Origin of the sequence: Palleronia pelagia, from assembly GCF_900110115.1 — a bacterium.
GTDB classification, from domain to species: Bacteria; Pseudomonadota; Alphaproteobacteria; order Rhodobacterales; family Rhodobacteraceae; genus Palleronia; species Palleronia pelagia.
On the sequence record NZ_FOCM01000001.1, the window covers coordinates 625,272 to 647,539 of the forward strand.

Sequence of the window (22,268 nt, forward strand, 5' to 3'; positions counted from 1 at the left end):
ATATGCCGCTCAAAGACCGCGTGACCCCCGAGACGGGTGTTGCCGAAGGCCTGGCCTACAAGTGCCGCCAACTGCTCAACCACTCGGAAACGGCCTTCGACGCCCATACCGCCATTGCCCCCATGCTGGGCGGGCAGGTGGACGGCGACGTGGCCACCTTCGGGTTCTGGACGCCCGAGCTGCAGGACCAGCGCGTGCCCGAGGGCGACGTGTTTCTCGAAGTTCTGTCGCCCAAGGGGCCGCTGGACCTGACCCGCGCCCACCAGCAGGTTACGTTCGATCGGATCTACCTGCCCGTCTCGCGCTACGAGGCGCATACGTTCTGCGCCGCACGGGGCATGATGGCGGGCAACCGCGAACAAGGCGGTGATTTCTACTGCCTCGTCTGGCGCGACGCGCAGGACACCTGGCACCGGATCCTCGATCCGCTCGCCATGTCGCTGCCTTTCGGTGCCTTCGCGCCCGCCGAGCTTTACGACGTGAAAGCCATGCTGGACCGACGCGGCGACAAGGCGTACTGGGCGCAATTCGCGGGCGAAACGCCGCACAAGTTCGACCCGCCGGCCAACATCCTCCAGATCCACGTGCCCACCGCCACAGCCGGCGGCACCCTGGCCGCGCTGACCCGCCAGTTCGAACGTATGGGCGAACGGGTTGCCAACGACCTGACGCTCGATCCCCTGGACCAGATCTTCATGGGCTACGACGCCGTGCAGCTTCTGCCGGTCGAGCCGACCACGACCTACGAGACCGGTCCGGCCTTCTGGGAGGAACTGGACGGCGCCACCGCCGAAGAGATCACCGTCGACCTGACACGGCCCGACACAACGAACTGGGGCTACGACATCGTCATCTCCGGCATGGCGACCGTGAACCCGGTGCTGCTGGAATCGGGGCGCCCGGACGAGCTGGTGGATTTTGCCACCGTTCTGCACAACTTCCCGACCAGGCCCAAGAAGCTGATCTTCGACGTGGTGTTCGGCCATTCCGACAACCAGGGACTGGACGCGCTCAACCACCATTTCTTCGCCGGGCCGAACATGTACGGCCAGAACATGGACTACAAGAACCCGGCCGTCCGCGCGATCATGCTGGAGTTGCAGCGCCGCAAGGTGAATTTCGGCGCCGACGGCGTGCGCGTCGACGGCGCGCAGGACTTCAAGTGGTGGGACGCCGGCACGCAGGAGCTGCGCCACGACGACGACTATCTCGACCTGATGTCCGACATGGTGCAGGAGGTCGCGGGCACCAAGTATTACCCCTGGTTCGTGTTCGAGGACGGGCGCCCCTGGCCGCAGGAGGACTGGGAGCTGAGCTCGACCTACCGCGCCGTGATCGAGAACCAGCGCGATGACCCGGACGTGTTCCAGTGGGGGCCGCTGACCTTCGCGCACAACACGCCCTTCATCTACGGCTTCTGGCTTTCGAAGTGGTGGCGCATCAAGGAGGTCCTGTCGGTGGGGGCCAACTGGATCTCGGGCACCGCGAACCACGACACGCTGCGGCGAGGCACGCAGGTGAACCCCAAGCTGAATATCAACACGCGGCTTGGCGATACCCAGATGGAGATCCTGGAAAAGGCATACGACAACCCGGCGGTGTCCATGCTGACCTACGCCGCGCTGCCGGGCGTGCCCATGGACTTTCTCAATGCCACCGCGCGGGCGAACTGGGGCTTCATCCGCAACCAGGATGACAAGTACGGTGTGAAGGTCGTGGCCGAGGAGGCGATCAGCCTGAAATGGCAGGTGGACGAATACCGCTACTCGGTGCCGGGCAATTTCCGCCGCCTGAAAGAGCTGGGATACGAGACGCGGGCCGACCTGGCGCGCTTCTTCGAGTTCCTGCCCGCCCTCGTCGAGGTGACCGATTACGACCTTGACCACATCGCCAAGCTGCTGAACCAGGTCGAGCCGCCGCTGGCCGGGCCCGGCACCTTCACCGTGTCAGACCTGAAGAAGATCGCGCGCGCGTGGATGGACGACATGCACGAATACTGCAACGTGTCGAACTCCATGTCAGCGCTGGACGAGCGGCAGACCCAGTTCATGCTGGATCTGCGCAATTTCCGGCGCGCCAACCGGTGGCTGCGGCAGAATCTCGGCCCCGAGGACTATTTCGACTACGTGCAGCCTGTGGACGGTCGCGTGCTGTTCACCTCGTACCGGAAGCACGAGGGGCGCGAGGTCTATACCATCACGCATATGGAGGGCGGACCGTCCGGCGAATTCGACCCGCTGCGCCTGAAGATCCCAGGGCTGAAGGGCGCGGGCTGGACCTGCGCGCTGCGCACGCCGGGGATCGGGCCGGATTACATCTCGGGGCCGATCGTCCTGCGCGACAGCATGGGGCTGGTCTTCACCCGGGGCATGTGACCGATCACAACGGTTGCAGCGCAGGCGTGCCCCACCCATGATGCCCATATGTCGGGCAATTCGGAAAGGCGGCCGCCATGAAGATGCTGGAAAACTATAGCCGCTTCAGCGCGCTTGCCGCGGCTGCGGCGCTGACGGTGGTGTGTCTAGCCCTGGTGCCGCTGTCCGGCTGGGCCTGGCTCGGTGTCCTGGTGTTCGGCGCTCTCACGGCCGTGGGCGTGCGTGACATGCGCCAGACGCATCACGCGATCCTGCGCAACTATCCGATCCTGGGCCATATCCGGTTCTTCTTCGAGAAGATCCGCCCCGAGATCCGCCAGTATTTCATCGAATCCGACCACGACGAGGAGCCGTTCAGCCGCGAGGATCGGTCGATCGTCTACCAGCGGGCCAAGAACGAAGAGGCCGCGCGCCCCTTCGGTACCAAGCAGAAGGTCTACGAGGGCGGCTATGGCTGGATGACCCACTCCATCGTGCCCACCCACCTGGACCGGCACGATTTCCGCGTCAGCATCGGCGGCCCGGACTGCAAGAAGCCCTACGACGCGTCGCTTTACAACATTTCGGCCATGTCCTTCGGGTCGCTCTCGGCGGCGGCTATCCGGGCGTTAAACATGGGCGCGAAGGCGGGCGGTTTCGCCCATGACACCGGCGAAGGCGGCATCAGCAAGTATCACCGCGAGGGCGGTGGCGACCTGATCTGGGAGATCGGGTCGGGCTATTTCGGGTGCCGCACCCACGAAGGGCGGTTCGACCCCGACAAGTTCGCCGAGAAGGCCGCCGACGACCAGGTCAAGATGATCGAGATCAAGCTGAGCCAGGGCGCGAAGCCCGGCCATGGCGGCATGCTGCCGGCGGCCAAGATCACCGAGGAAATCGCCGAGGCGCGCGACATCCCCATGGGCAAGGACTGCATCTCGCCGGCCGGTCATCCCGAGTTCTCGACCCCGCGCGAGCTGTGCGCCTTCATCGCCAGGCTGCGCGATCTGTCGGGCGGCAAGCCCGTGGGCTTCAAGCTGTGCATCGGCCACCGGCGCGAATTCATGTGCATCGTCAAGGCGATGATCGCCACCGGGATCTACCCGGATTTCATCGTCGTCGACGGCAAGGAGGGCGGCACCGGCGCCGCGCCCCTGGAATTCGCCAACCACGTGGGCATGCCCCTGACGGAAGGCCTGACCTTCGTTCACAACACCCTGCGCGGGGCCAATATCCGCGAACGCATCCGCATCGGGGCCAGTGGCAAGCTGATCCATGCCTTCGACGTCGCACAGGCCTTCGCCATGGGGGCGGACTGGTGCAATTCGGCCCGAGGCTTCATGTTCTCGGTCGGCTGCATCCAGGCGCAGGCCTGCCATACCAACCATTGCCCCACGGGCGTGACCACGACCGACCCGGTGCGCCAGCGCGCGCTGGTGGTGAAGGACAAGGCGCCGCGCGTGGCGAACTTCCACCGCAACACCATGCGGGCGCTGGCCGAGATGGCGGGCGCGGCGGGCCTGGACGATCCGCGCGACTTCCTGCCCCATCACTTCATGAAGCGCGAGGCCGACGGCTCCATGGTCGAGGCCAGCGACGCCTGGCCCTACATGCAGCACAACTACCTGATCGAAAACGAGAATACCGACCGCGAGGACACGTATCTCAAGCGCTGGCGCCGGGCCAGCGCCGAGACCTTCGATCCGCCCGAGCCCTATGGCCGGGCCCTGAAGAAGCGCAAGATGGCCGCCGAATAGGGCGCGCCAAGCGGCTCAGCCGTGGGTGATGCCGGCGGCCATGAGGCCCTCGAGGTGCTGCGCGCAACCCGTAAGCGCGGCGAAGTCATCCTCCACGCCCCAAACGGCGAACTGCATCATGAAGTCCGAGAACCGGCCCTTCGCGCGGAACGCCTCGTCAAAGCCGAAGCGCGCCAGGTGCGGCGTCAGGGCGCGTGCCATGCCCCCGATCAGGTAGATCCCGCCGAAGGGCAGGTGGGTCAGGGCCAGGTCGCCCGTGACGCGCCCCATGGCCTGCACGAACGCCTCGGCCGCGCGGATCGCCACCGGGTCGTCGCCCTGCTCGAGCGCCGCCATGATCTGGGACGAATCCTTGCGCGTGGTCTCGCCGCCCGCCCAGGCATAGGTCCGCTCGAGGCCCCGGCCCGACAGAACGTCCTCGACCCCGGGAAACCCGTGGGCCGTCGACACGAAGCGGGCCAGCGACATGTCGTCCTCGGACAGCACCGGGAAGGTGACGTGGCCGCTTTCGCAGGGGGGCACGTATCGCCCGGTTTCGGTGCGGAAGACGGGCACGGCGTTGAACCCGGTGCCGATGCCCACGACCAGCTTTGCGTTGTGATCGGCGCCCGTCGGCCCCGGCACCAGCTGGCGCAGATTGTCGTCCGATATGTGATCGACCGCGTGGCCCTGGGCTTGCAAATCGTTGAGGATCGCCACCGTTTCAGCGCCCGTGCACGCGGCCAGGTCGGCGCGGGTCATGGTCCAGCCGACATTGGTCAGCCGCCCGACGCCATCCATCACCGGCCCCGCCATGGCGATGCACGCGCCCGCGCAGTCGCCGACTCGCTGCTCCGACAGGAAGGCGCCCAGGATCTCGCCCAGCCCCTCGCGGCCCTGGTTGCGGAACTTGGAAATGGTCTCGGGCTGCACTACCCCGTCCAGCGCAAGCGCGGCACGGGTGTTCGTGCCCCCGACATCAGCGACGACCGTGCGAACGGGTGATGCGGGCATGGTGTGGCCTTCCTTGGGGCGGTTGCGCGGGCCTTCGCGTGATAGGACGGAAATGCGGGGGGCTGCAAGAAAATGCCCCGGCCGATCGCGGGTCATCGCGCTGCGCCCGCGATGCTGCGCTGCGGCGAAAATTGATGAAAATCATGTCACTAAGGAACGTCGCGAGGCCGATCGGTTGACACCCGTCATCCCTTGGGCTTGTCTTGAGCGCAGACGAAAATGGGGGAGCAGGACCGTTGTCCGGCCCCTGCACAACGATGCGCCCCAAGGCGCACGACACAAATTTGGGAGAGATTGCATGAGACATATTCTTCTTGCCAGCGCCGCGACCATGGCCCTTGGTTCCGGCATGGCCGCCGCCCAAGAGCTGGTGTTCCCGGTGGGCGAAGGCGCCTTCAGCTGGGACAGCTACGAGGAATTTGCCGCCAATAACGATTATGGCGGCGAAACCATCGACATCGCAGGTCCGTGGACCGGTGCCGATGCCGAGCTGATGAACTCGGTCGCCGCCTACTTCGCCGAAGCGACCGGCGCGACTGTGAACTATTCCGGCTCGGACAGCTTCGAGCAGGACATCGTCATCTCGACCGAGGCGAACTCGGCCCCGAACCTCGCCGCTTTCCCGCAGCCGGGCCTCGTCGCCGACCTCGCCTCGCGCGGCTCGATCACGCCGCTGGACGAGGATACCGCGACCTTCATCGCCGAGAACTACTCGGCCGGGGAAAGCTGGGTGGACCTGGCGACCTTCGAAGGCCCCGACGGCGAAAGCGCGATGTACGCCTTCCCCTACAAGATCGACGTGAAATCGCTGGTCTGGTACTCGCCCGAGCAGTTCGAGGAAGCGGGCTACGAGATTCCCGAGACCTACGAAGAGCTGAAGGAACTGACCGCCCAGATCGCCGAAGACGGCGTGACGCCCTGGTGCATCGGCCTGGGCTCCGGCGCGGCCACCGGCTGGCCGGCCACGGACTGGGTCGAGGACATCATGCTGCGCACGGCCACGCCCGAGCAGTATGACAACTGGGTCACCAACGACATGCCGTTCGACGATCCGGTGGTCGTCGCCGCGATCGAGGAATACGGCACCTTCCTGCAGGAAGGCTACGTGAACGGGGGCCGCGAAGCCGCCGCCACGACCGACTTCCGCGACAGCCCCGGTGGCCTCTTCCAGTTCCCGCCCGAGTGCTACATGCACAAGCAGGCGACGTTCATCCCGACCTTCTTCCCCGAAGGCACCGTGGTGGGTGAAGATGTCGACTTCTTCTACTTCCCCGCGCCCGAAGGCGGCGAGACGCCCGTTCTGGGCGGCGGCACCATGTTCGCCATCACCGAGGACAGCGAAACCGCCCGCGGTTTCATCGATTTCCTGAAGACGCCGATCGCGCACGAGATCTGGGCAGCCCAGGGCGGCCTGCTGTCGCCGCTGACCTCGATCAACCCCGAGGTGTTCCCGTCCGATCCGGCGCGGGCCACGAACGACATCCTGCTGAACGCGACGACCTTCCGGTTCGACGGGTCTGACCTGATGCCGGGCGAGATCGGCGCGGGCGCCTTCTGGACCCAGATGGTCGAGTTCACCACCGGCACCCAGGACGCCGAGGCGACCGCCACGGCCATCCAGGAGCGCTGGGACAACCTGAAGAACTGATCCGCGGGATCATGTGACGACACGAAACAGGGGGCGTCCGGCATCGTGCCGGGCGCCCTTTTCGGTGCGGCCGGGTGCGACGCAATCCCGCGTGATTCCGCCGAAATTCCGGCACTTGGCGGTTGCTTCATGGGCCCGCTTGCGCGCAGACTATTCCTAAGGGTGGCCGCAGATGCCGCCCACGACACAGGGGGGAGACGAGATGCCAGTCATCTTGCAAGGGATCATCACGATCCTCATCGGCGTCGGCGGATGCGTTGCCTATTTCTATTTCTCCAACCTTCTGCTGGATAAGGTGATCTTTCCGGCCAAGGGCGAGAAGGCGGGCCAGAACATCAACCGCGCGAACCAGGTACGGCCGTGGCTGTTCCTGTTTCCCGCCGTGTTCGTGCTGGGGCTCTATCTGGTCTACCCGGTGATCGGATCGTTCTTCCGCTCGCTCTATGGGCGAAACCCGGACGAGTTCGTGGGCCTTGGAAACTACGCTTCGCTGATCGCGTCCGAGGATTTCCGAATCTCGTTCTTCAACAATTTCCTCTGGGCCATCGTGGTGCCGGCTGGCGCGACCTTCTTCGGTCTGATGGTCGCGCAGCTGACCGACAAGCTCAGCTGGGGCAACCTCGCCAAGTCGCTGATCTTCATGCCCATGGCGATCAGCTTCGTGGGCGCCTCGCTGATCTGGAAATTCGTCTACGCCAACGACGCCGATATCGGATTGATCAACGCGATACGGGCCAGCCTCGGCTTCACCGATCCGGTCGACGTTTTGCAGATCCCGTTCTGGAACAACTTCTTCCTGATGATCATCCTGATCTGGATCCAGACCGGGTTTGCCATGGTCATCCTGTCGGCTGCCCTGCGCGGCATCCCCGAAGAGACGATCGAGGCCGCGATCCTTGACGGTGCGAACCCCTGGCAGCTGTTCTTCCAGATCAAGGTGCCGCAGATCATGGCGACCATCGTCGTGGTCTGGACCACCATCACCATCCTCGTGCTCAAGGTGTTCGACATCGTCTACACCATGACGGGGGGCAACTTCGGGACCGAGATCCTGCCATCCTACATGATGGATTTCATGTTCCGCGACGACGGGCGCGCCACGGCCATTGCCTTCGTCATCATGCTGATCGTGCTGCCGGTGATGATCTGGAACATCGTCCAGGCGCGCAAGGAAATGCGCTGAGCCGGTCCGCGCGAGGGAGGAGCAAGTAAATGGACAATATCGCAGGACAGAAATCGTCCCTGACCTGGGCCACACATATCTCGGTGCTGGTGCTTGTGCTGCTGTGGCTGATCCCGACCATCGGGCTGTTCGTGTCGTCGTTCCGCGACCGCGACCAGATCTCGGCCAGCGGCTGGTGGAACGCGCCCTTCGCGGTGGAGCTGACAGCGCGCGGGCGCACGTCGGCCGAGGCCACGCCCGACGGCGACATGTTCGTGGTGACGGGCAACATCTACGACGACCCCGAGGCGCAGAGCTATTTCCCCGGGGGCGGCGGCGAGGTCGTGGCCTTCGGCACGCGCGGTGCCAACCCGACCGAGTTCGAGGCGGGGACCGAGGCCGACCTGGGTGATGGCGAAACGCTGACGGTGAACGCGGACGGCACCTACCGCTACGTCTCGCCCGAGGATCCGGGCTCGCGCGGGCAACGTGTGTATTTCGCGGCTGCGAGTCCACCGAATTTCACGCTCGACAACTACGAACAGGTGCTGACGGCCGACAACATGGACCAGGCCTTCATCAACACCTTCACGGTGACGATCCCGGCCACCATCATCCCGATTCTCATCGCGGCCTTCGCGGCCTACGCGCTGGCGTGGATGGACTTCCCCGGACGGGGTGTCCTGATCGCGGTGGTCGTTGGTCTGCTCGTCGTGCCCTTGCAGCTTGCGCTGGTGCCGATGCTGAACCTGCACAACAAGCTGGGCATCGGCCAGAGCTTCATGGGCATCTGGTTCGCGCACACGGCGTTCGGCATGCCCTTGGCGGTCTACCTGTTGCGCAACTACATGGTCGGCCTGCCGCGCGACATCATCGAGTCGGCCAAGGTCGACGGCGCCACCGATTTCGAGCTGTTCGTGCGGATCATCCTGCCGCTGTCGCTGCCCGCGCTGGCCGCGTTCAGCATCTTCCAGTTCCTGTGGACCTGGAACGACCTGCTGGTGGCCAAGGTGTTCCTGCCGTCCGATGACGCCAGCAAGGTGATGACCGTGAAGATCGCCGACGACCTTCTGGGCTCACGCGGGGGCGACTGGGGGATCTTGGCGACCGCCGCCTTCGTGTCCATCGCCGTGCCGCTCCTGGTGTTCTTCACCATGCAGCGGTTCCTCGTGCGCGGTCTGCTGGCGGGATCGGTGAAGTAATCCATGAGCTTTCTTTCGGAAATGGCCGATACAGCGCCCCGGCCCGGCGGGCCGGTGGACAAGGACTGGTGGCGCGGCGCGGTGATCTACCAGATCTATCCGCGCAGCTACCAGGACACCGATGGCGACGGGATCGGCGACCTGCCGGGCATCATCCACCGTCTGGACCACATCGCGCGACTGGGGGCGGATGCGATCTGGATCTCGCCCTTCTTCAAATCGCCCATGCTGGATTTCGGCTACGACGTAAGCGATTACTGCGACGTGGACCCGATGTTCGGCTCGATCCGCGATTTCGACGCGCTGATCGACAGGGCCCATGGGCTTGGTCTGAAGGTGCTGATCGACCTTGTCCTCAGCCACACCAGCGACCAGCACCCGTGGTTCCAGGAAAGCCGCGCCAGCCGCGACAACCCGCGCGCCGATTGGTACGTCTGGGCCGAGGCCAAGCCCGATGGCAGCCCGCCCAATAACTGGCTGTCGATCTTCGGGGGCTCGGCCTGGCAGTGGGACGGCGAGCGGATGCAGTACTACCTGCACAACTTCCTGTCCGAGCAGCCGGACCTGAACTTCCACACGCCCGCGGTGCAGGACGCGCTGCTGGACGTGGCGCGGTTCTGGCTGGAGAAGGGCGTGGACGGCTTCCGGCTGGATACCGTGAACTTCTACGTCCACGACAAGCAATTGCGCGACAACCCGCCCCTGAACCCGGAAGAGCGGAACGAGAACACGGCGCCGGCCGTGAACCCCTACAACTTCCAGGACCACCTTTACGACAAGACCCAGCCCGAGAACCTGGATTTCCTGCGCCGCCTGCGCGCGCTGATGGAGGAATACCCGGCGATCACCTCGGTCGGCGAAGTGGGCGAATCCCAGCGGGGGATGGAGACGCAGCGCGACTACACCGCCGGCGACGACTTGCTGCATATGGCCTATGATTTCGACTTCCTGGGCACCGTCTATCCGTCGGGCAGCCGCATCCGCCAGGTGCTGGAACGGTTCGACCGGATCGTCACCGATGGCTGGGCCTGCTGGGCGTTCTCGAACCACGACGTCGTGCGCTACGCGACGCGGTTCAACCTGACTGTCCCGGCCCGCAAGCTCTATGCCGCGCTGCTCATGTGCATGAAGGGGACCGTGTGCCTCTACCAGGGTGAAGAGCTGGGCCTGACCGAGGCCTATGTCCGGTACGAGGATTTGCAGGACCCGTACGGCAAGCGGTTCTGGCCCAAGTTCAAGGGCCGCGACGGTTGCCGCACGCCGATCCCCTGGACCACCGGGCGGAATGGCGGGTTCTCGGACGCGCAGCCCTGGCTGCCCGTGGCGGTCGAGCACCTGGATCACGCCGTGAGCGTTCAGGAAGGCGACGACAGCTCGGTCCTGAACTTCTACCGGGCCATGCTGGCGTTCCGGAAGACCCATTCGAGCCTGGCCAAGGGCGACCTGAAGGTGGTGCGCGCCGACGATGACGTGCTGACGCTGATCCGCGACGACGGGTCCGAGCGGTTGTTCTGCGCCTTCAACCTGACCGACTCGGCCCAGACCGCCGAATTGCCGGACGGCGAATGGCAACTGGACGACGGCGCGCCCTTCGCCTCGGATCGCGCGGACAGAATACTGACATTGCCGCCCTGGAGTGCCGCGTTCGCGGTCGCGGGCCAATAAGAACGGGAGGAACTTCATGGCCGATCTCAAATTGACCGACGTCGCCAAATCCTATGGCAGCGTCCAGGTGCTGAGCGATATCAACCTCGACATCAAGCAGGGCGAGCTGATCGTCTTCGTCGGCCCTTCGGGCTGTGGCAAGTCCACGCTTCTGCGAATGATCGCGGGGCTGGAACGGATCACCGGCGGCGAGCTGAAGATCGACGGGCAGGTGGTGAACAACGTGCCGCCCGCGCAACGCGGCATCGCCATGGTGTTCCAGTCCTACGCGCTCTACCCGCACATGACGGTACGCGACAACATGGCCTTCGCCCTGAAGATCGCCAAGAAGTCGAAGGAAGAGATCGACGCGGCCATCACCAAGGCGGCCCGCATCCTTCAGCTCGAGCCGTTCCTCGACCGCCTGCCCAAGGCCCTGTCGGGCGGCCAGCGCCAGCGCGTGGCCATCGGCCGGTCCATCGTCCGCGACCCCAAGGTGTACCTGTTCGACGAGCCGCTTTCGAACCTCGACGCGGCCCTGCGCGTGGCCACCCGGATCGAGATCGCGCAGCTGAAGGAGAACATGCCGAACTCGACCATGATCTACGTGACCCATGACCAGGTCGAGGCGATGACCCTGGCCAGCCGCATCGTGGTACTGGCGGGCGGCGGCATCGCGCAGGTGGGCACGCCGCTGGAGCTGTACGAGAAGCCCGAGAACGAGTTCGTGGCCCAGTTCATCGGCAGCCCGGCCATGAACCTGCTGCAAGGCAAGATCACCGGCACCGGCGAAAAGACGACCATCGCGATCAACGGCGGCGGCACGGCGGTCTCGGACTACCCGTCCACCGAGGCCGACATGGGCGCCGAGGTGAAAGTCGGCGTGCGGCCCGAGGATTTCGTCGAGGCCCAGGGCGGCGAGTACATCTTCGAGGGCAAGGTCGACATTACCGAGGCGCTTGGCGAGGTGACGCTGCTCTACTTCGAAACCGGCAATGCCGACATGGAAGCGCTGGAAAAGGGCGACGCCGCCGTGATCGCCAAGCTGCAGGGCATCCACAAGGGCCTGCGCGGCAACACGGTCAAGCTGGGCGCCGACCCGTCCAAGGTCCACGTCTTCAAGGATGGCGTGTCGCTGCTCTATCGCGATGGCGGCCTGGCCCGCACGGCGACGATGACGGATTTCAGCATCTCCAAGCACTGAACCGGCCGGGTGGATCGGCGAGGGGGCGGCGCCGGGCGCCGCCCTTTCGCGTTAAGCGGTGATTAATCCAATGCCGTCAAGCTGAGGGCCATGGAGATCACGCGCGACCGTCCGCTGCGCCGCGACTGGGACGCTTTGACCGTGGACGCGGCCTTCGTCCAGGGGTGGGCCTATGGCGCGGTGGCGGAACGGTTGGGCGCCACCGTGCACCGCCTGCGGATCGGAAACGCGTCGTGTCTTGGCGTGACGCAGGTGATCGAACGCGGGATCGGGCCGCTGCGCCTGCTTTGGCTGCCGGGCGGCATCCATTGGCTGCGGGGTGCAGACACGCCGCGCGCGCTGAAGACGATACGGTCGGCCTGGCCCGGTGCTGTTTTCGTCCTGTCGCCCGATGCGGGGCGTGTCCTGCGGCAGGCCCCCCAAAGGGCCGTGCTGGACCTGTCGGGCGACCTGCGTGCCGGCCTGCGAAAGAAATGGCGCAACCGGCTGACCTGCGCCGGACGAGCGGGCCTGTCGGTCACGCGGGAACCGGGTTGCCCCGACTGGCTGCTCGGGCGCGATGCCGAGATGCGCCGCCGCCGCGGTTATCGCGCCTTGCCGCACCGCTGGCTCGCAACGCTCCATCGGGTGTCGCCGGGCACGGTCGAAAGCTGGATCGCCTCGGATCATGACGGCCCGGTCGCCGGGGTCTGCCTGCTGCGCCACGGGCGCGAGGCGGTCTATCACCTCGGCCAGACGACCCGTGTCGGACGCGAAACGTCAGCCCACAACCTGCTTCTCTGGCACGCCATGTGCGCGGCGCGGGTGGAGGGGGGCACGCGCATGGATCTTGGGCTGATCGATCCCGCCCGCCTCCCGGGCCTGACGCATTTCAAGCTGGGCACCGGTGCGCGTGCGATCAACGATCCGCCCACGCGCCTGCTGTGCCCGTGGGATCAGGCCAGTGACGGCAGCCAGAGCACGATGGACGGGAAGGCCACCAGCGTCGCGATGGTCACCGCGTCGGCCAGGAAGAACGGCATCACGCCGCGGAACACGTCCTGAACCGAGATGTCGGGCCGCACGCCCGCCACCACGAAGCAGTTCAACCCGATGGGGGGCGTGATCAGGCAGAACTCGGCCATCTTCACCACCAGGATCCCGAACCAGATCGCGCACATGGTCCCGTTCATGCCGAACGCGCTTTCCTCGGCCGTGACGAACGGTCCGCCGTTCAGCGCCATCACCGCCGGGAACACCACCGGCAGCGTCAGAAGCAGCATGCCGATCGCATCCATGAACATGCCGAGCACCGCGTAGGCGAGAAGGATCATGATCAGCGTCAGCATCGGCGCCTGGTCCAGGGACGTGATCCAGTCGGCGAAGGCGCCGGGCAGGTCGGCGAAGCCCAGGAACCGCACGTAGATCAGAACGCCCCAGATTATGGCGAAGATCATGGTCGACAGCTTGGCCGTCTCGATCAGCGCGTCCTTCAGCTCGGGCCAGCGCATGCCGTGCCAGAGCGCCATCAGGAACACGATGAAGGCGCCCACCGCGCCGCCCTCGGTCGGCGTGCCCCAGGCGTCGCCGCCGAAGGGGTTGTAGACGAAGAAGATGATGATCACGACCACGGCCAGGATCGGCAGCGCGGGCGGCAGCGACTGCATCCGCTGGCGCCAGGTGAAGCCGGTGACGGGCGGGCCGAAGCCCTTGATGGTCAGCGCGAGGATGATGATCAGTCCGGCATAAATGAAGGCCGAGACAACGCCGGGGATGAAGCCTGCCAGCAGGAGCTTGCCCACGTCCTGCTCGACGATGATCGCGTAGATCACGAGGATGGCCGAGGGTGGGATCAGGGAGGCCAGCGTGCCGCCCGCCGCCACCACGCCCGCGGCGAAGCGACGGTCATAGCCCACCTTCAGCATCTCGGGGATGGCGATGCGCGCGAACACCGCGGCCGTGGCCACCGACGCGCCGGACACCGCCGCGAAGCCCGCCGTGGCGAAGACGGTGGACACCGCCAGCCCGCCCGGCACCCAGGCGATCCAGCGCTTGGCGGCTTCGAACAGCGCCTTGGTGAGGCCCGCGTAATAGGCGAGGTAGCCGATCAGGATGAAGGTCGGGATCAGGCTGAGCGCCTGGCTCGCCACCTTGCCGTGGGGCACTTGGCCCGCGGTCTTGATGGCCACCGTCATGGCCCAGCCAAGCTCGGACGCGTCGTAGCCCTTGCGCGACCAGAAGATCCAGATGAGGCCAACGACCCCCGCGAAGGCGGCGGCGAAGGCCACGCGCATGCCCAGGACGACCAGGACCAGCAGGCCGCCCGTGACCCACAGGCCGATTTCGATGCTGTCCATCAGTCGCGATCCTCGATTTGGCGGGCCTCGAGCGCCGCTTGTTCCGCCGCCGACAGGATCAGCGGCACGGCCACCGGCTCGGGGTCGCCCTTCAAGAAGGCCCGGCCGAAGCCCCAGAGCTGCAACGCGAGCCGCAGGGACAGGACGAAGAACGCGACGGGCACGATCAGCTTGGCGGGCCAGATCGGCAGGCCGATGTCGATGGTGCTGTCGCGTGACCAGAGCGGCGAGCCCAGATCGAAGCTGCGCAGGAAATGCGACCAGCTGCCCCAGATCAGCGCCACGATGACGAGGAAGATGGCCAGCGTCGTGATGAACTCGGCGGCCCACAGGACGCGGCCCTTCAGCTGCCCGATGACGATGTCCATGCGGATATGACCGCCCAGGCGTTGCATGTACGAGATGCCCATGAACGCGATCAGCGGCATGGCCAGCTCGATCCAGTCCACGTAGCCGGGCAGGGGGCGGTTGAAGAACTGCCGGCCCGTGACCGATACGACCGCGAGCAGCATCAGGGAGAACACGCCCAGCCCCGCGATCAGCGACATGAAGCGTTCCAGCACCGACAGGCTCCGGTCGAGCCGGCTGATCGTGCTGTCATTCTCGAGAATGGAGGCGGCTCCGGCCATGGCATACCCTTTCCCGTACCGAATTCGCTCGGACGCTGCGGATCAGGGGCCGCGGCGTCGCAAGGGTCAAAGGTGAGACGTGCGCCCGGGACCGTATCCCGGGCGCGTGTCGGTGCATCAGCTGCCCGACTTCGCCTCTTCGAGGGTCGAGTTGACCAGGTCGTAGAGCTCCTGCGCGGGCAGGCCCTGCGCGGACATGGTGTCGATCCATTCCTGGTGGATGGGCGACGCGACCTCGCGGAAGGCGGCAAGCTCGTCCTGCGAGATCATGACCTTGTTCACGCCACGCTCTTCCAGCACCTGGTCCCAACGGGCCAGAAGCTCGCCGTAGTTCTCGAGGTAGTAATCGATCGCCTCGGACACCGAGCTGTCCAGCGCCTCGCGATGCTCATCGCTCAGCGACTCGTAGGCGTCGATGTTCACCACCACGGGGCAGTTCACGGTGCCGGGGTTCAGGTTGGCGGTCCACCAGTCGGCCTCGTTGATGGTGCCGAAGGACAGGTGGGCGTGCTGGGCGAAGGCCACGGTGTCGACGACGCCCGATTCCATCGCCTGGTAGGCTTCGGACGAGGTCACCGAGGTCGGAACGCCGCCCACGGCCGCGAAGGCCTCGCCCAGGCCGCCGGTGGCGCGCACGCGCATGCCCTCGAAATCGGCCAGCTCGTCGCGCGGCTCGCCGGTGCCCACCAGGTTGTACTGGGGCATCGGGCTGGTCATCAGCATCTTGGCGTTCCACTGCGACATTTCCTCGGCCACGGCCGGGTGCGCGTAGACGGCGTTCGACACCGCGACTTCCTGCTCGAGGTTCTCGACACCCAGGAAGGGCAGTTCGAGCACGGTGATCGCGCGGTTCTTGTCACGGTGGTAGCCCGCGCAGAACTGGGCCATCTCAAACGCGCCGATCGAGATCCCGTCCAGGTTCTCGGTGTTCTTCGACAGGCCGCCATAGCTGATGTTGATGGTGAATTCGCCGTCGGTCTTCTCCTCGACCAGCTCGGCGAGTTTCTCGACATGCTCGGTGAAAGCGCGGCGCTGACCCCAAAGCGAGGCATTCCATTCCACCGCCATCGCCTCGGTGGCAAAGGCGGTCGCAAGCGCGGCAAAGGCCACGCGGCCCATCATGTTGGTCATCTCTCTCTCCCTATCAGAGGCGGCTGCCTCGCCGCGTTCAATGATGATCGTATCATGTCGCGCAAAACCACGGGTTCAAGTGGGATTCGGGATACCCGCGAAGTCCGTCCCGCAAGCTGCGGAAAAAAGGTCTTTTTATGGGTGCGGCCAATGGCGCGACCGTCCGTGTCGGCGATTGCGGCTTTACCACGGCGGCGCAAACGGCCTAGCGTCGGGCCGTTGTCACAGTCGCAAGGATCCCGCCATGCCCGCCCCCAAGAACCCGATCAAGGCGGCGCTGGCCCGCGGCGAGGTGCAGATCGGCCTGTGGCTGGCCTCGGCCCATCCGACGGTGGCCGAGATGGCATCCCATTCCGGCTTCGACTGGTGTCTGATCGACGGCGAGCATGCACCGAACGACATTCCCATCATGCACAGCCAGTTGCAGGCCATGGCGGGGGGCAACGCCGCGCCCGCGATCCGGCTGCCGGTGGGCGATGTTCGCATGGTCAAGCAGGCGCTCGACATCGGCTGCCAGACCCTGCTGATCCCCATGGTCAACTCGGCCGAGCAGGCCGCCGAGATGGTCGCCGCGACCCGCTATCCGCCCCAAGGTGTGCGTGGTGTCGGGGCCGCCATGTCGCGGGCCACCCGGTTCGGCGCCAACACCGATTACCTGCCCGGTGCCGGGGACGAGATCTGCCTGCTGGTGCAGGCCGAAACCCGCGCCGCGCTGGACAACCTGGACGCCATCGCCGCGACCGAAGGCGTGGACGGCGTGTTCCTCGGACCCGCCGACCTGGCCGCGTCCCTGGGGCACCTGGGCAACCCCAAGCACCCCGAGGTGCAGGACGCGATCGAGGACGCGGCGCGCCGCATCGCCGCGGCCGGCAAGGCGGTCGGCATGATCACCTTCGATGCCTCGGAAATCGGTCGCCTGCGCGAACTGGGCGGCACGTTCATCGCCGTGGGCGGAGACCTGTCCCTGCTGGCCCGGGCCATGCGCGGGCTTGCGGCGGATGCACGCCGCGCCGTGGATGGATGAGGGCTTTCCTTTCCCCTGGGTCCGTGAAATAGGGACGCGTCAAACGAAGACTCCGATGGAAAGGATTCCCAATGGAGATTCGCGAGGCGCTGACCTTCGATGACGTCCTGCTTCTGCCCGCCGCCAGCACCGTGCTGCCGTCGATGGCGGATACCCGCACCTACGCCACCCGCGACATCCGGATGAACGTGCCGCTGCTGAGCTCGGCCATGGATACGGTGACCGAACAGCGCATGGCCATCGCCATGGCGCAGGCCGGCGGTATCGGCGTGATCCATCGCAACCTCGATGTCGACGAGCAGGCCCAGCAGGTGCGCCGGGTCAAGCGGTTCGAGTCGGGGATCGTCTACAACCCCATCACCCTGACCGCCGACCAGACGCTTGCCGACGCGAAGGCGCTGCAGGAACGCTATCGCGTCACCGGCTTCCCGGTGGTCGACGGATCGGGCCGGAAAGACGGCATCGTCACCAACCGCGACATGCGCTTCGCCAGCGATGACCGCACCCCGGTCAGCGCCATGATGACGTCCGACAAGCTGGCCATCCTGCAGGAGCCGGTCGAGCTGGAAGAGGCCAAGAGCCTCATGAAAGCCCGCCGCATCGAGAAGCTGCTGGTCACCGACGGGCAGGGCAAGCTGACGGGCCTTCTGACCCTCAAGGATACCGAGCAGGCGGTGCTGAACCCGGCGGCCTGCAAGGACAGCCTGGGCCGCCTGCGCGTGGCCGCCGCGTCGACCGTGGGCGACGCGGGTTTCGAGCGGTCCGAGGCGCTGGTCGATGCCGGCGTCGACGTGGTGGTCATCGACACCGCCCACGGCCATTCCGCCGGCGTGGCCGAGGCGGTGAAGCGCGCCAAGACCCTGTCGAACGAGGTCCAGATCATCGCCGGCAACGTCGCCACGGCCGATGGGGCCAAGGCGTTGGTCGATGCGGGCGCAGATGCCATCAAGGTCGGGATCGGGCCGGGCTCCATCTGCACCACGCGTGTCGTCGCGGGCGTGGGCGTGCCGCAACTGACCGCGATCATGGACGCGATGCAGGGGGCCGGCGGCGTGCCCGTCATCGCCGATGGCGGCATCAAGTTCTCGGGCGATTTCGCCAAGGCCATCGCCGCCGGGGCGTCCTGCGCCATGGTGGGCTCGATGCTGGCCGGCACCGACGAAAGCCCGGGCGAGGTGATCCTTTACCAGGGCCGCAGCTTCAAGGCCTATCGCGGCATGGGTTCGCTCGCCGCCATGGCGCGCGGATCGGCCGACCGGTATTTCCAGAAGGATGCCGCGTCGGACAAGCTGGTGCCCGAAGGGGTCGAGGGGCAGGTGCCCTACAAGGGCTCGGCGGGCGCGATCATTCACCAATTGGTGGGCGGTTTGCGTGCCGCCATGGGCTATACCGGCTGCGCGACCGTCGAGGACATGCGCCAGAACTGCCAGTTCGTGCGGGTGACCGGGGCCGGGCTGAAGGAAAGCCATGTCCATGACGTGACCATCACGCGCGAAAGCCCGAACTACCGCGGCGCTTGATATTCCAATGGCTTGCGGCACGAAGGTGATGCAATGACACCGGCCGCGCGCGTGCAGACCGCCATAGAATGTCTCGACCGGATCGCCGCGGGCGACCCGGCCGAGCGTGTCCTGACCCGCTGGGCCCGTGGCGCCCGCCACGCGGGATCCAAGGACCGCGCCGCCGTCCGCGACCTCGTGTTCGACGTGCTGCGTCGCTGGTGGTCCAGCGCGGCCCGGGGCGACGGCGAGACGGGACGCGCGCGCATGGTCGGCTACCTGCACGACACCGGGGCCGACCTGGGGGCGGTCTTCACCGGCGCCGGCTACGGTCCCGCGCCGCTGGAGGCCGGAGAGCGGCCGACGGACGCCCCTATACCCGAACTGGCCTCTTTCGATTGCCCGCCAGCGCTGGCGGACGAACTGAAGTCGAGCCTCGGTCCGGATTTCGCGGCCGTGATGCAGGCCCTCCGTGATCGGGCGCCCGTATTTCTGAGGGTCAACCTGTCCCGCATATCGCGGGAGTCCGCGCGTGCCGCCTTGGGGGCCGAGGACATTGAGACGCTGGATGACGACCTGTCTCCAAGCGCCCTTCGTGTCACGAAAAACGCGCGCAGGGTTCACCTGTCGAAAGCGTTCCGGGACGGTCTGGTCGATCTCCAGGACGGCGCCAGCCAGGCGCTGGTCGACGCGCTTCCGCTCGCTGGCACCACGCGGGTTCTCGACTACTGCGCCGGGGGCGGCGGCAAGACACTGGCCATGGCCGACCGGCACCGGGCCCGATACGTGGCGCATGATGGTCTCCCGGGGCGGATGGCGGACCTGCCGGAGCGTGCGCGGCGGGCGGGGCAATCCATAGAGCTTGTCGACACCAGAGAACTGTCGTCCCAGCCTCCCTTCGACCTAGTCCTCGTCGATGCGCCCTGCACCGGGAGCGGTGCCTGGCGGCGGAGTCCGGAAGGCAAGATTCGCGCAGGGCGGAGCATGCTCGACAACGTGCTGTCGCTCCAGGCCGGGATCCTGCGCGATGCGGCGCACCACGTCGCGCCGGGCGGTACGCTTGCTTACGCGACCTGTTCTCTCCTGGACGAGGAAAATATCCGTCAGGCGGAGGAATTTCTCCTGAATGCGGTTGGTTACAAGATAGACTTCACGCAAACCTGGACTCCGTTGCAAGGCGGCGACGGGTTCTTCCTGGCTGTTCTCACCCGCCGTTAGGGCTTGTGCCGTCGCTTCTGACGGGCACAGTACGATTAAGGGGACGTTAACCCTTTCCATGCCAGCAAGGGGGTTCCGAACAGAAGGCCCGCGTCTTGTCTGATTTCCGTCTCTCGTTCGATCCGCCGTCCGGCCTGCGCCGGGCGGGCTTCGGTGCGGTGATCTTGATCGGGGCCGTGCTTCTGGCCGTCGGCCTGCTCTCGCCGGGCCTGGTCACCGGTGCGGCGCTCATTTCGGCTGCTGCCGCCCTCTTGATGCTGGCCGCCATCATGGCGGCTCTGCTGATCCTGGGCCCTGGAACCGCGGGTCGCCACGACGCCACGCTGCGCGACCTCCTGGCGCATGACGGCACGCCCTCTTTCGTGACCGATGCCGACGGTATTCTCCTTTGGGTCAACACGGCCGCCCGGGACGAAGCAGGTTTGGACGGTCGGTCGGCTGCCGAGCTTTTGGCGCCTCTGACCGGTGCTGCGGCCAATCCCGCCGGAGCCATCGCGAGACTTCTGGGGGATGCGCATGCCCGGGGCACGGCGCAAGAGCGCGTGGGCGCGGCCCGGCTGCGCGCGACGGCGATCGGCAATGAGCGTGTGATCTGGTCCGTTCGCCGAGACACAACGGGCTCGGACGATGAAACTCCGGTCCTTCGATTCGACTCGGACGGGAACATTCTTTGGATGTCGGAGGGCGCGCTGGCCCTTTTCGCCGGACCGCCCGTTCGGTTGAGCGATATCGGTTTCGACGGGCCCTTCGATCGAAGCCTGCCGATACAACTCGAGACTGTCGGGGGCGCCCGGACGTTTATCACGCGATCCCGGGCTATCGGGGACGGTATGGTGGAAGCGACGCTCACGCCATCAGCCGAGATGCCCGACACCGAGGGCGCCGCGGCAGGGCCCGGACGTTACACGCTGGACGATCTTCCGGTGCCCATCCTCGAATTGCACGACGACGGGACTGTCGCCCGGTCGAACGCGCTCGCACGACATTTGCTGGCGCTCGGGCAGAGTGAGCGGGTCGGCCTCTCCACGCTGGTCGAGGGCCTGGGCCGGCAGGTCAACGACTGGCTGGATGACGCCCGCGCCGGCCGCGCCCTTAACCGACCCGAGGTCATGCGCGCGTCCCGCGTGGCGGGTGACCTTTTCGTGCAGGTCACCCTGACCCTTGCCGGACCTAAGAACGACCGCCACATCATCGCGATCCTCCACGATGCGACCGAACTCAAGACTCTCGAAGCGCAGTTCGTGCAGAGCCAGAAGATGCAGGCCATCGGGCAGTTGGCCGGTGGCGTGGCCCATGATTTCAACAACCTCCTCACCGCGATCAGCGGACATTGTGACCTTCTACTGCTGCGTCATGACCCGGGCGATCAGGATTTCGCCGACCTCGAACAGATCAACCAGAACGCCAACCGCGCCGCGTCGCTCGTCGGGCAATTGTTGGCCTTCTCGCGCAAGCAGACCCTCCGGCCCGAGATGCTGGACATGCGGGATACCCTTTCGGATCTCAGCCATCTGCTGAACCGTCTGGTGGGCGAAAAGGTCACGCTGTCGGTACGCAACGATTCGGACCTGAAGATGGTTCGGGCGGACAAGCGTCAGCTCGAGCAGGTCATCATGAACCTCGTGGTGAACGCGCGCGACGCCATGCCGGACGGGGGGACCGTCGATGTCAGGGCGCAGACTGTGCGCCTGGATGCACCCGTCATGCGCGACCGGGTCGAAATGCCGGCCGGGGCCTACGTGGTCGTCGAGGTCGAGGATTCGGGCATTGGTATCCCCGAAGATCAGATACCGAAGATCTTCGAGCCCTTCTTCACCACCAAGCGCACAGGCGAGGGCACTGGGCTAGGGCTGTCGACCGCTTACGGAATCGTCAAACAGACGGGGGCATATATCTTCGTGGATTCCGAGGTGGGACAAGGAACGATGTTCTCGCTCTACTTTCCTGCCCACGAGGGGCGGGCGACACGCGGCTCTTCCACCGGGGCGCAGGTCCGTGCGCAGCCCTCCGACCGCGCGGCGCGGATACTGCTGGTCGAGGACGAAGCTCCGGTGCGCGCATTCGCGGCGCGCGCTCTCAGGCTGCGCGGGCATCATGTGATCGAGGCCGAGAATGCCGAGCGGGCTTTGGATATCGCCGCGGATCCCTCCGAGGAGATCGATATCTTCGTAACCGATATCATCATGCCGGGGCGCGACGGGCCAAGCTGGGTGCGCGAGGCGCTCGAACAGCGCCCGGACACCGGCGTCATCTTCGTCTCCGGTTACGCAGAAGAAAGCTTTTCCGAGAGCCAGGCCAGCATTCCCAATTCGACGTTCCTGCCGAAACCCTTCTCCCTGATCGATCTGACGGCTGCCGTGGAAACGCATCTCGCGGATTGAGATCGCCGCCGGCCGATCCCGCGATACCGCTTTTGACGAGCTGTCGAACCGGCGACCCTGAACTCCGCGTGGCCGCGGTCATCTTG

The 22,268-nt window shown here is 66.0% G+C and carries 16 protein-coding genes; 12 read left to right on the forward strand and 4 right to left on the reverse strand.

The features are described from left to right. The first annotated feature begins 2 nt into the window (after window positions 1-2). On the forward strand, window positions 3-2,375 hold the full coding sequence (gghA, locus tag BMX96_RS03065; protein ID WP_091844136.1) for a glucosylglycerol hydrolase: 2,373 nt from the start codon (window positions 3-5) through the stop codon (window positions 2,373-2,375). A 77-nt stretch (window positions 2,376-2,452) separates the two neighbouring features. Then, window positions 2,453-4,111 (forward strand): FMN-binding glutamate synthase family protein, encoded by a 1,659-nt coding sequence (locus BMX96_RS03070; RefSeq protein WP_091844138.1) that lies wholly within the window; start codon window positions 2,453-2,455, stop codon window positions 4,109-4,111. A 15-nt stretch (window positions 4,112-4,126) separates the two neighbouring features. Here the strand turns inward: BMX96_RS03070 and BMX96_RS03075 are convergent, their stop codons facing one another. Beyond that, window positions 4,127-5,104, reverse strand: a complete 978-nt coding sequence (locus tag BMX96_RS03075; RefSeq protein WP_091844140.1) for a glucokinase — start codon at window positions 5,102-5,104, stop codon at window positions 4,127-4,129. A 298-nt stretch (window positions 5,105-5,402) separates the two neighbouring features. Between BMX96_RS03075 and BMX96_RS03080 the strand changes: the two genes are divergently transcribed. The 6 genes from BMX96_RS03080 (at window position 5,403) to BMX96_RS03105 (ending at window position 13,008) form a co-directional block, all read left to right on the forward strand. Beyond that, window positions 5,403-6,752, forward strand: coding sequence for an ABC transporter substrate-binding protein (locus tag BMX96_RS03080; RefSeq protein ID WP_091844142.1), 1,350 nt, complete (start codon window positions 5,403-5,405; stop codon window positions 6,750-6,752). Between the two features lie 202 nt (window positions 6,753-6,954). Beyond that, a complete protein-coding gene (locus BMX96_RS03085) occupies window positions 6,955-7,935 on the forward strand; it encodes a carbohydrate ABC transporter permease (protein ID WP_091844144.1) in 981 nt (326 codons plus the stop codon). A 29-nt stretch (window positions 7,936-7,964) separates the two neighbouring features. Then, on the forward strand, window positions 7,965-9,116 hold the full coding sequence (locus BMX96_RS03090; protein WP_091844146.1) for a carbohydrate ABC transporter permease: 1,152 nt from the start codon (window positions 7,965-7,967) through the stop codon (window positions 9,114-9,116). A gap of 3 nt (window positions 9,117-9,119) precedes the next feature. Next, a complete protein-coding gene (locus BMX96_RS03095; protein ID WP_236736937.1) occupies window positions 9,120-10,781 on the forward strand; it encodes an alpha-glucosidase family protein in 1,662 nt (553 codons plus the stop codon). 16 nt (window positions 10,782-10,797) lie between these two features. Beyond that, window positions 10,798-11,964, forward strand: a complete 1,167-nt coding sequence (locus tag BMX96_RS03100) for an ABC transporter ATP-binding protein (protein WP_091844150.1) — start codon at window positions 10,798-10,800, stop codon at window positions 11,962-11,964. 90 nt (window positions 11,965-12,054) lie between these two features. Further along, window positions 12,055-13,008 carry a GNAT family N-acetyltransferase gene (locus tag BMX96_RS03105; protein WP_091844152.1) on the forward strand — a complete coding sequence of 318 codons (954 nt, stop codon included), beginning with the start codon at window positions 12,055-12,057 and terminating at the stop codon, window positions 13,006-13,008. Here BMX96_RS03105 and BMX96_RS03110 read toward each other — a convergent pair. From BMX96_RS03110 to BMX96_RS03120, 3 genes are all read right to left on the reverse strand, one after another. Continuing rightward, window positions 12,900-14,300, reverse strand: a complete 1,401-nt coding sequence (locus BMX96_RS03110) for a TRAP transporter large permease (RefSeq protein ID WP_091844154.1) — start codon at window positions 14,298-14,300, stop codon at window positions 12,900-12,902. The genes BMX96_RS03105 and BMX96_RS03110 overlap by 109 nt on opposite strands. Continuing rightward, on the reverse strand, window positions 14,300-14,929 hold the full coding sequence (locus tag BMX96_RS03115) for a TRAP transporter small permease subunit (protein WP_091844156.1): 630 nt from the start codon (window positions 14,927-14,929) through the stop codon (window positions 14,300-14,302). The genes BMX96_RS03110 and BMX96_RS03115 overlap by 1 nt, the downstream gene beginning before the upstream one ends. Before the next feature lie 117 nt (window positions 14,930-15,046). Then, a complete protein-coding gene (locus BMX96_RS03120; RefSeq protein ID WP_091844158.1) occupies window positions 15,047-16,060 on the reverse strand; it encodes a C4-dicarboxylate TRAP transporter substrate-binding protein in 1,014 nt (337 codons plus the stop codon). Between the two features lie 244 nt (window positions 16,061-16,304). Between BMX96_RS03120 and BMX96_RS03125 the strand changes: the two genes are divergently transcribed. The 4 genes from BMX96_RS03125 (at window position 16,305) to BMX96_RS03140 (ending at window position 22,182) form a co-directional block, all read left to right on the forward strand. Continuing rightward, the gene (locus BMX96_RS03125) at window positions 16,305-17,084 is read left to right on the forward strand and encodes an aldolase/citrate lyase family protein (protein ID WP_091844160.1); all 780 of its coding nucleotides are present in this window, start codon (window positions 16,305-16,307) and stop codon (window positions 17,082-17,084) included. 71 nt (window positions 17,085-17,155) lie between these two features. Continuing rightward, complete coding sequence (gene guaB / locus BMX96_RS03130) at window positions 17,156-18,604, forward strand: IMP dehydrogenase (RefSeq protein ID WP_091844162.1); 1,449 nt, start codon at window positions 17,156-17,158, stop codon at window positions 18,602-18,604. Between the two features lie 33 nt (window positions 18,605-18,637). After that, complete coding sequence (locus BMX96_RS03135) at window positions 18,638-19,801, forward strand: RsmB/NOP family class I SAM-dependent RNA methyltransferase (RefSeq protein ID WP_091844164.1); 1,164 nt, start codon at window positions 18,638-18,640, stop codon at window positions 19,799-19,801. A gap of 95 nt (window positions 19,802-19,896) precedes the next feature. Beyond that, window positions 19,897-22,182, forward strand: coding sequence for a hybrid sensor histidine kinase/response regulator (locus BMX96_RS03140; RefSeq protein WP_091844166.1), 2,286 nt, complete (start codon window positions 19,897-19,899; stop codon window positions 22,180-22,182). The last annotated feature ends 86 nt before the right edge of the window (window positions 22,183-22,268 follow it).

Coding starts and splice junctions, on each gene's coding strand:
- gghA (WP_091844136.1), top strand. CDS start 3: ATGCCGCTCAAAGACCGCGTGACCCCCGAGACGGGTGTTGCCGAAGGC.
- BMX96_RS03070 (WP_091844138.1), top strand. CDS start 2,453: ATGAAGATGCTGGAAAACTATAGCCGCTTCAGCGCGCTTGCCGCGGCT.
- BMX96_RS03075 (WP_091844140.1), bottom strand. CDS start 5,104: ATGCCCGCATCACCCGTTCGCACGGTCGTCGCTGATGTCGGGGGCACG.
- BMX96_RS03080 (WP_091844142.1), top strand. CDS start 5,403: ATGAGACATATTCTTCTTGCCAGCGCCGCGACCATGGCCCTTGGTTCC.
- BMX96_RS03085 (WP_091844144.1), top strand. CDS start 6,955: ATGCCAGTCATCTTGCAAGGGATCATCACGATCCTCATCGGCGTCGGC.
- BMX96_RS03090 (WP_091844146.1), top strand. CDS start 7,965: ATGGACAATATCGCAGGACAGAAATCGTCCCTGACCTGGGCCACACAT.
- BMX96_RS03095 (WP_236736937.1), top strand. CDS start 9,120: ATGAGCTTTCTTTCGGAAATGGCCGATACAGCGCCCCGGCCCGGCGGG.
- BMX96_RS03100 (WP_091844150.1), top strand. CDS start 10,798: ATGGCCGATCTCAAATTGACCGACGTCGCCAAATCCTATGGCAGCGTC.
- BMX96_RS03105 (WP_091844152.1), top strand. CDS start 12,055: ATGGAGATCACGCGCGACCGTCCGCTGCGCCGCGACTGGGACGCTTTG.
- BMX96_RS03110 (WP_091844154.1), bottom strand. CDS start 14,300: ATGGACAGCATCGAAATCGGCCTGTGGGTCACGGGCGGCCTGCTGGTC.
- BMX96_RS03115 (WP_091844156.1), bottom strand. CDS start 14,929: ATGGCCGGAGCCGCCTCCATTCTCGAGAATGACAGCACGATCAGCCGG.
- BMX96_RS03120 (WP_091844158.1), bottom strand. CDS start 16,060: ATGACCAACATGATGGGCCGCGTGGCCTTTGCCGCGCTTGCGACCGCC.
- BMX96_RS03125 (WP_091844160.1), top strand. CDS start 16,305: ATGCCCGCCCCCAAGAACCCGATCAAGGCGGCGCTGGCCCGCGGCGAG.
- guaB (WP_091844162.1), top strand. CDS start 17,156: ATGGAGATTCGCGAGGCGCTGACCTTCGATGACGTCCTGCTTCTGCCC.
- BMX96_RS03135 (WP_091844164.1), top strand. CDS start 18,638: ATGACACCGGCCGCGCGCGTGCAGACCGCCATAGAATGTCTCGACCGG.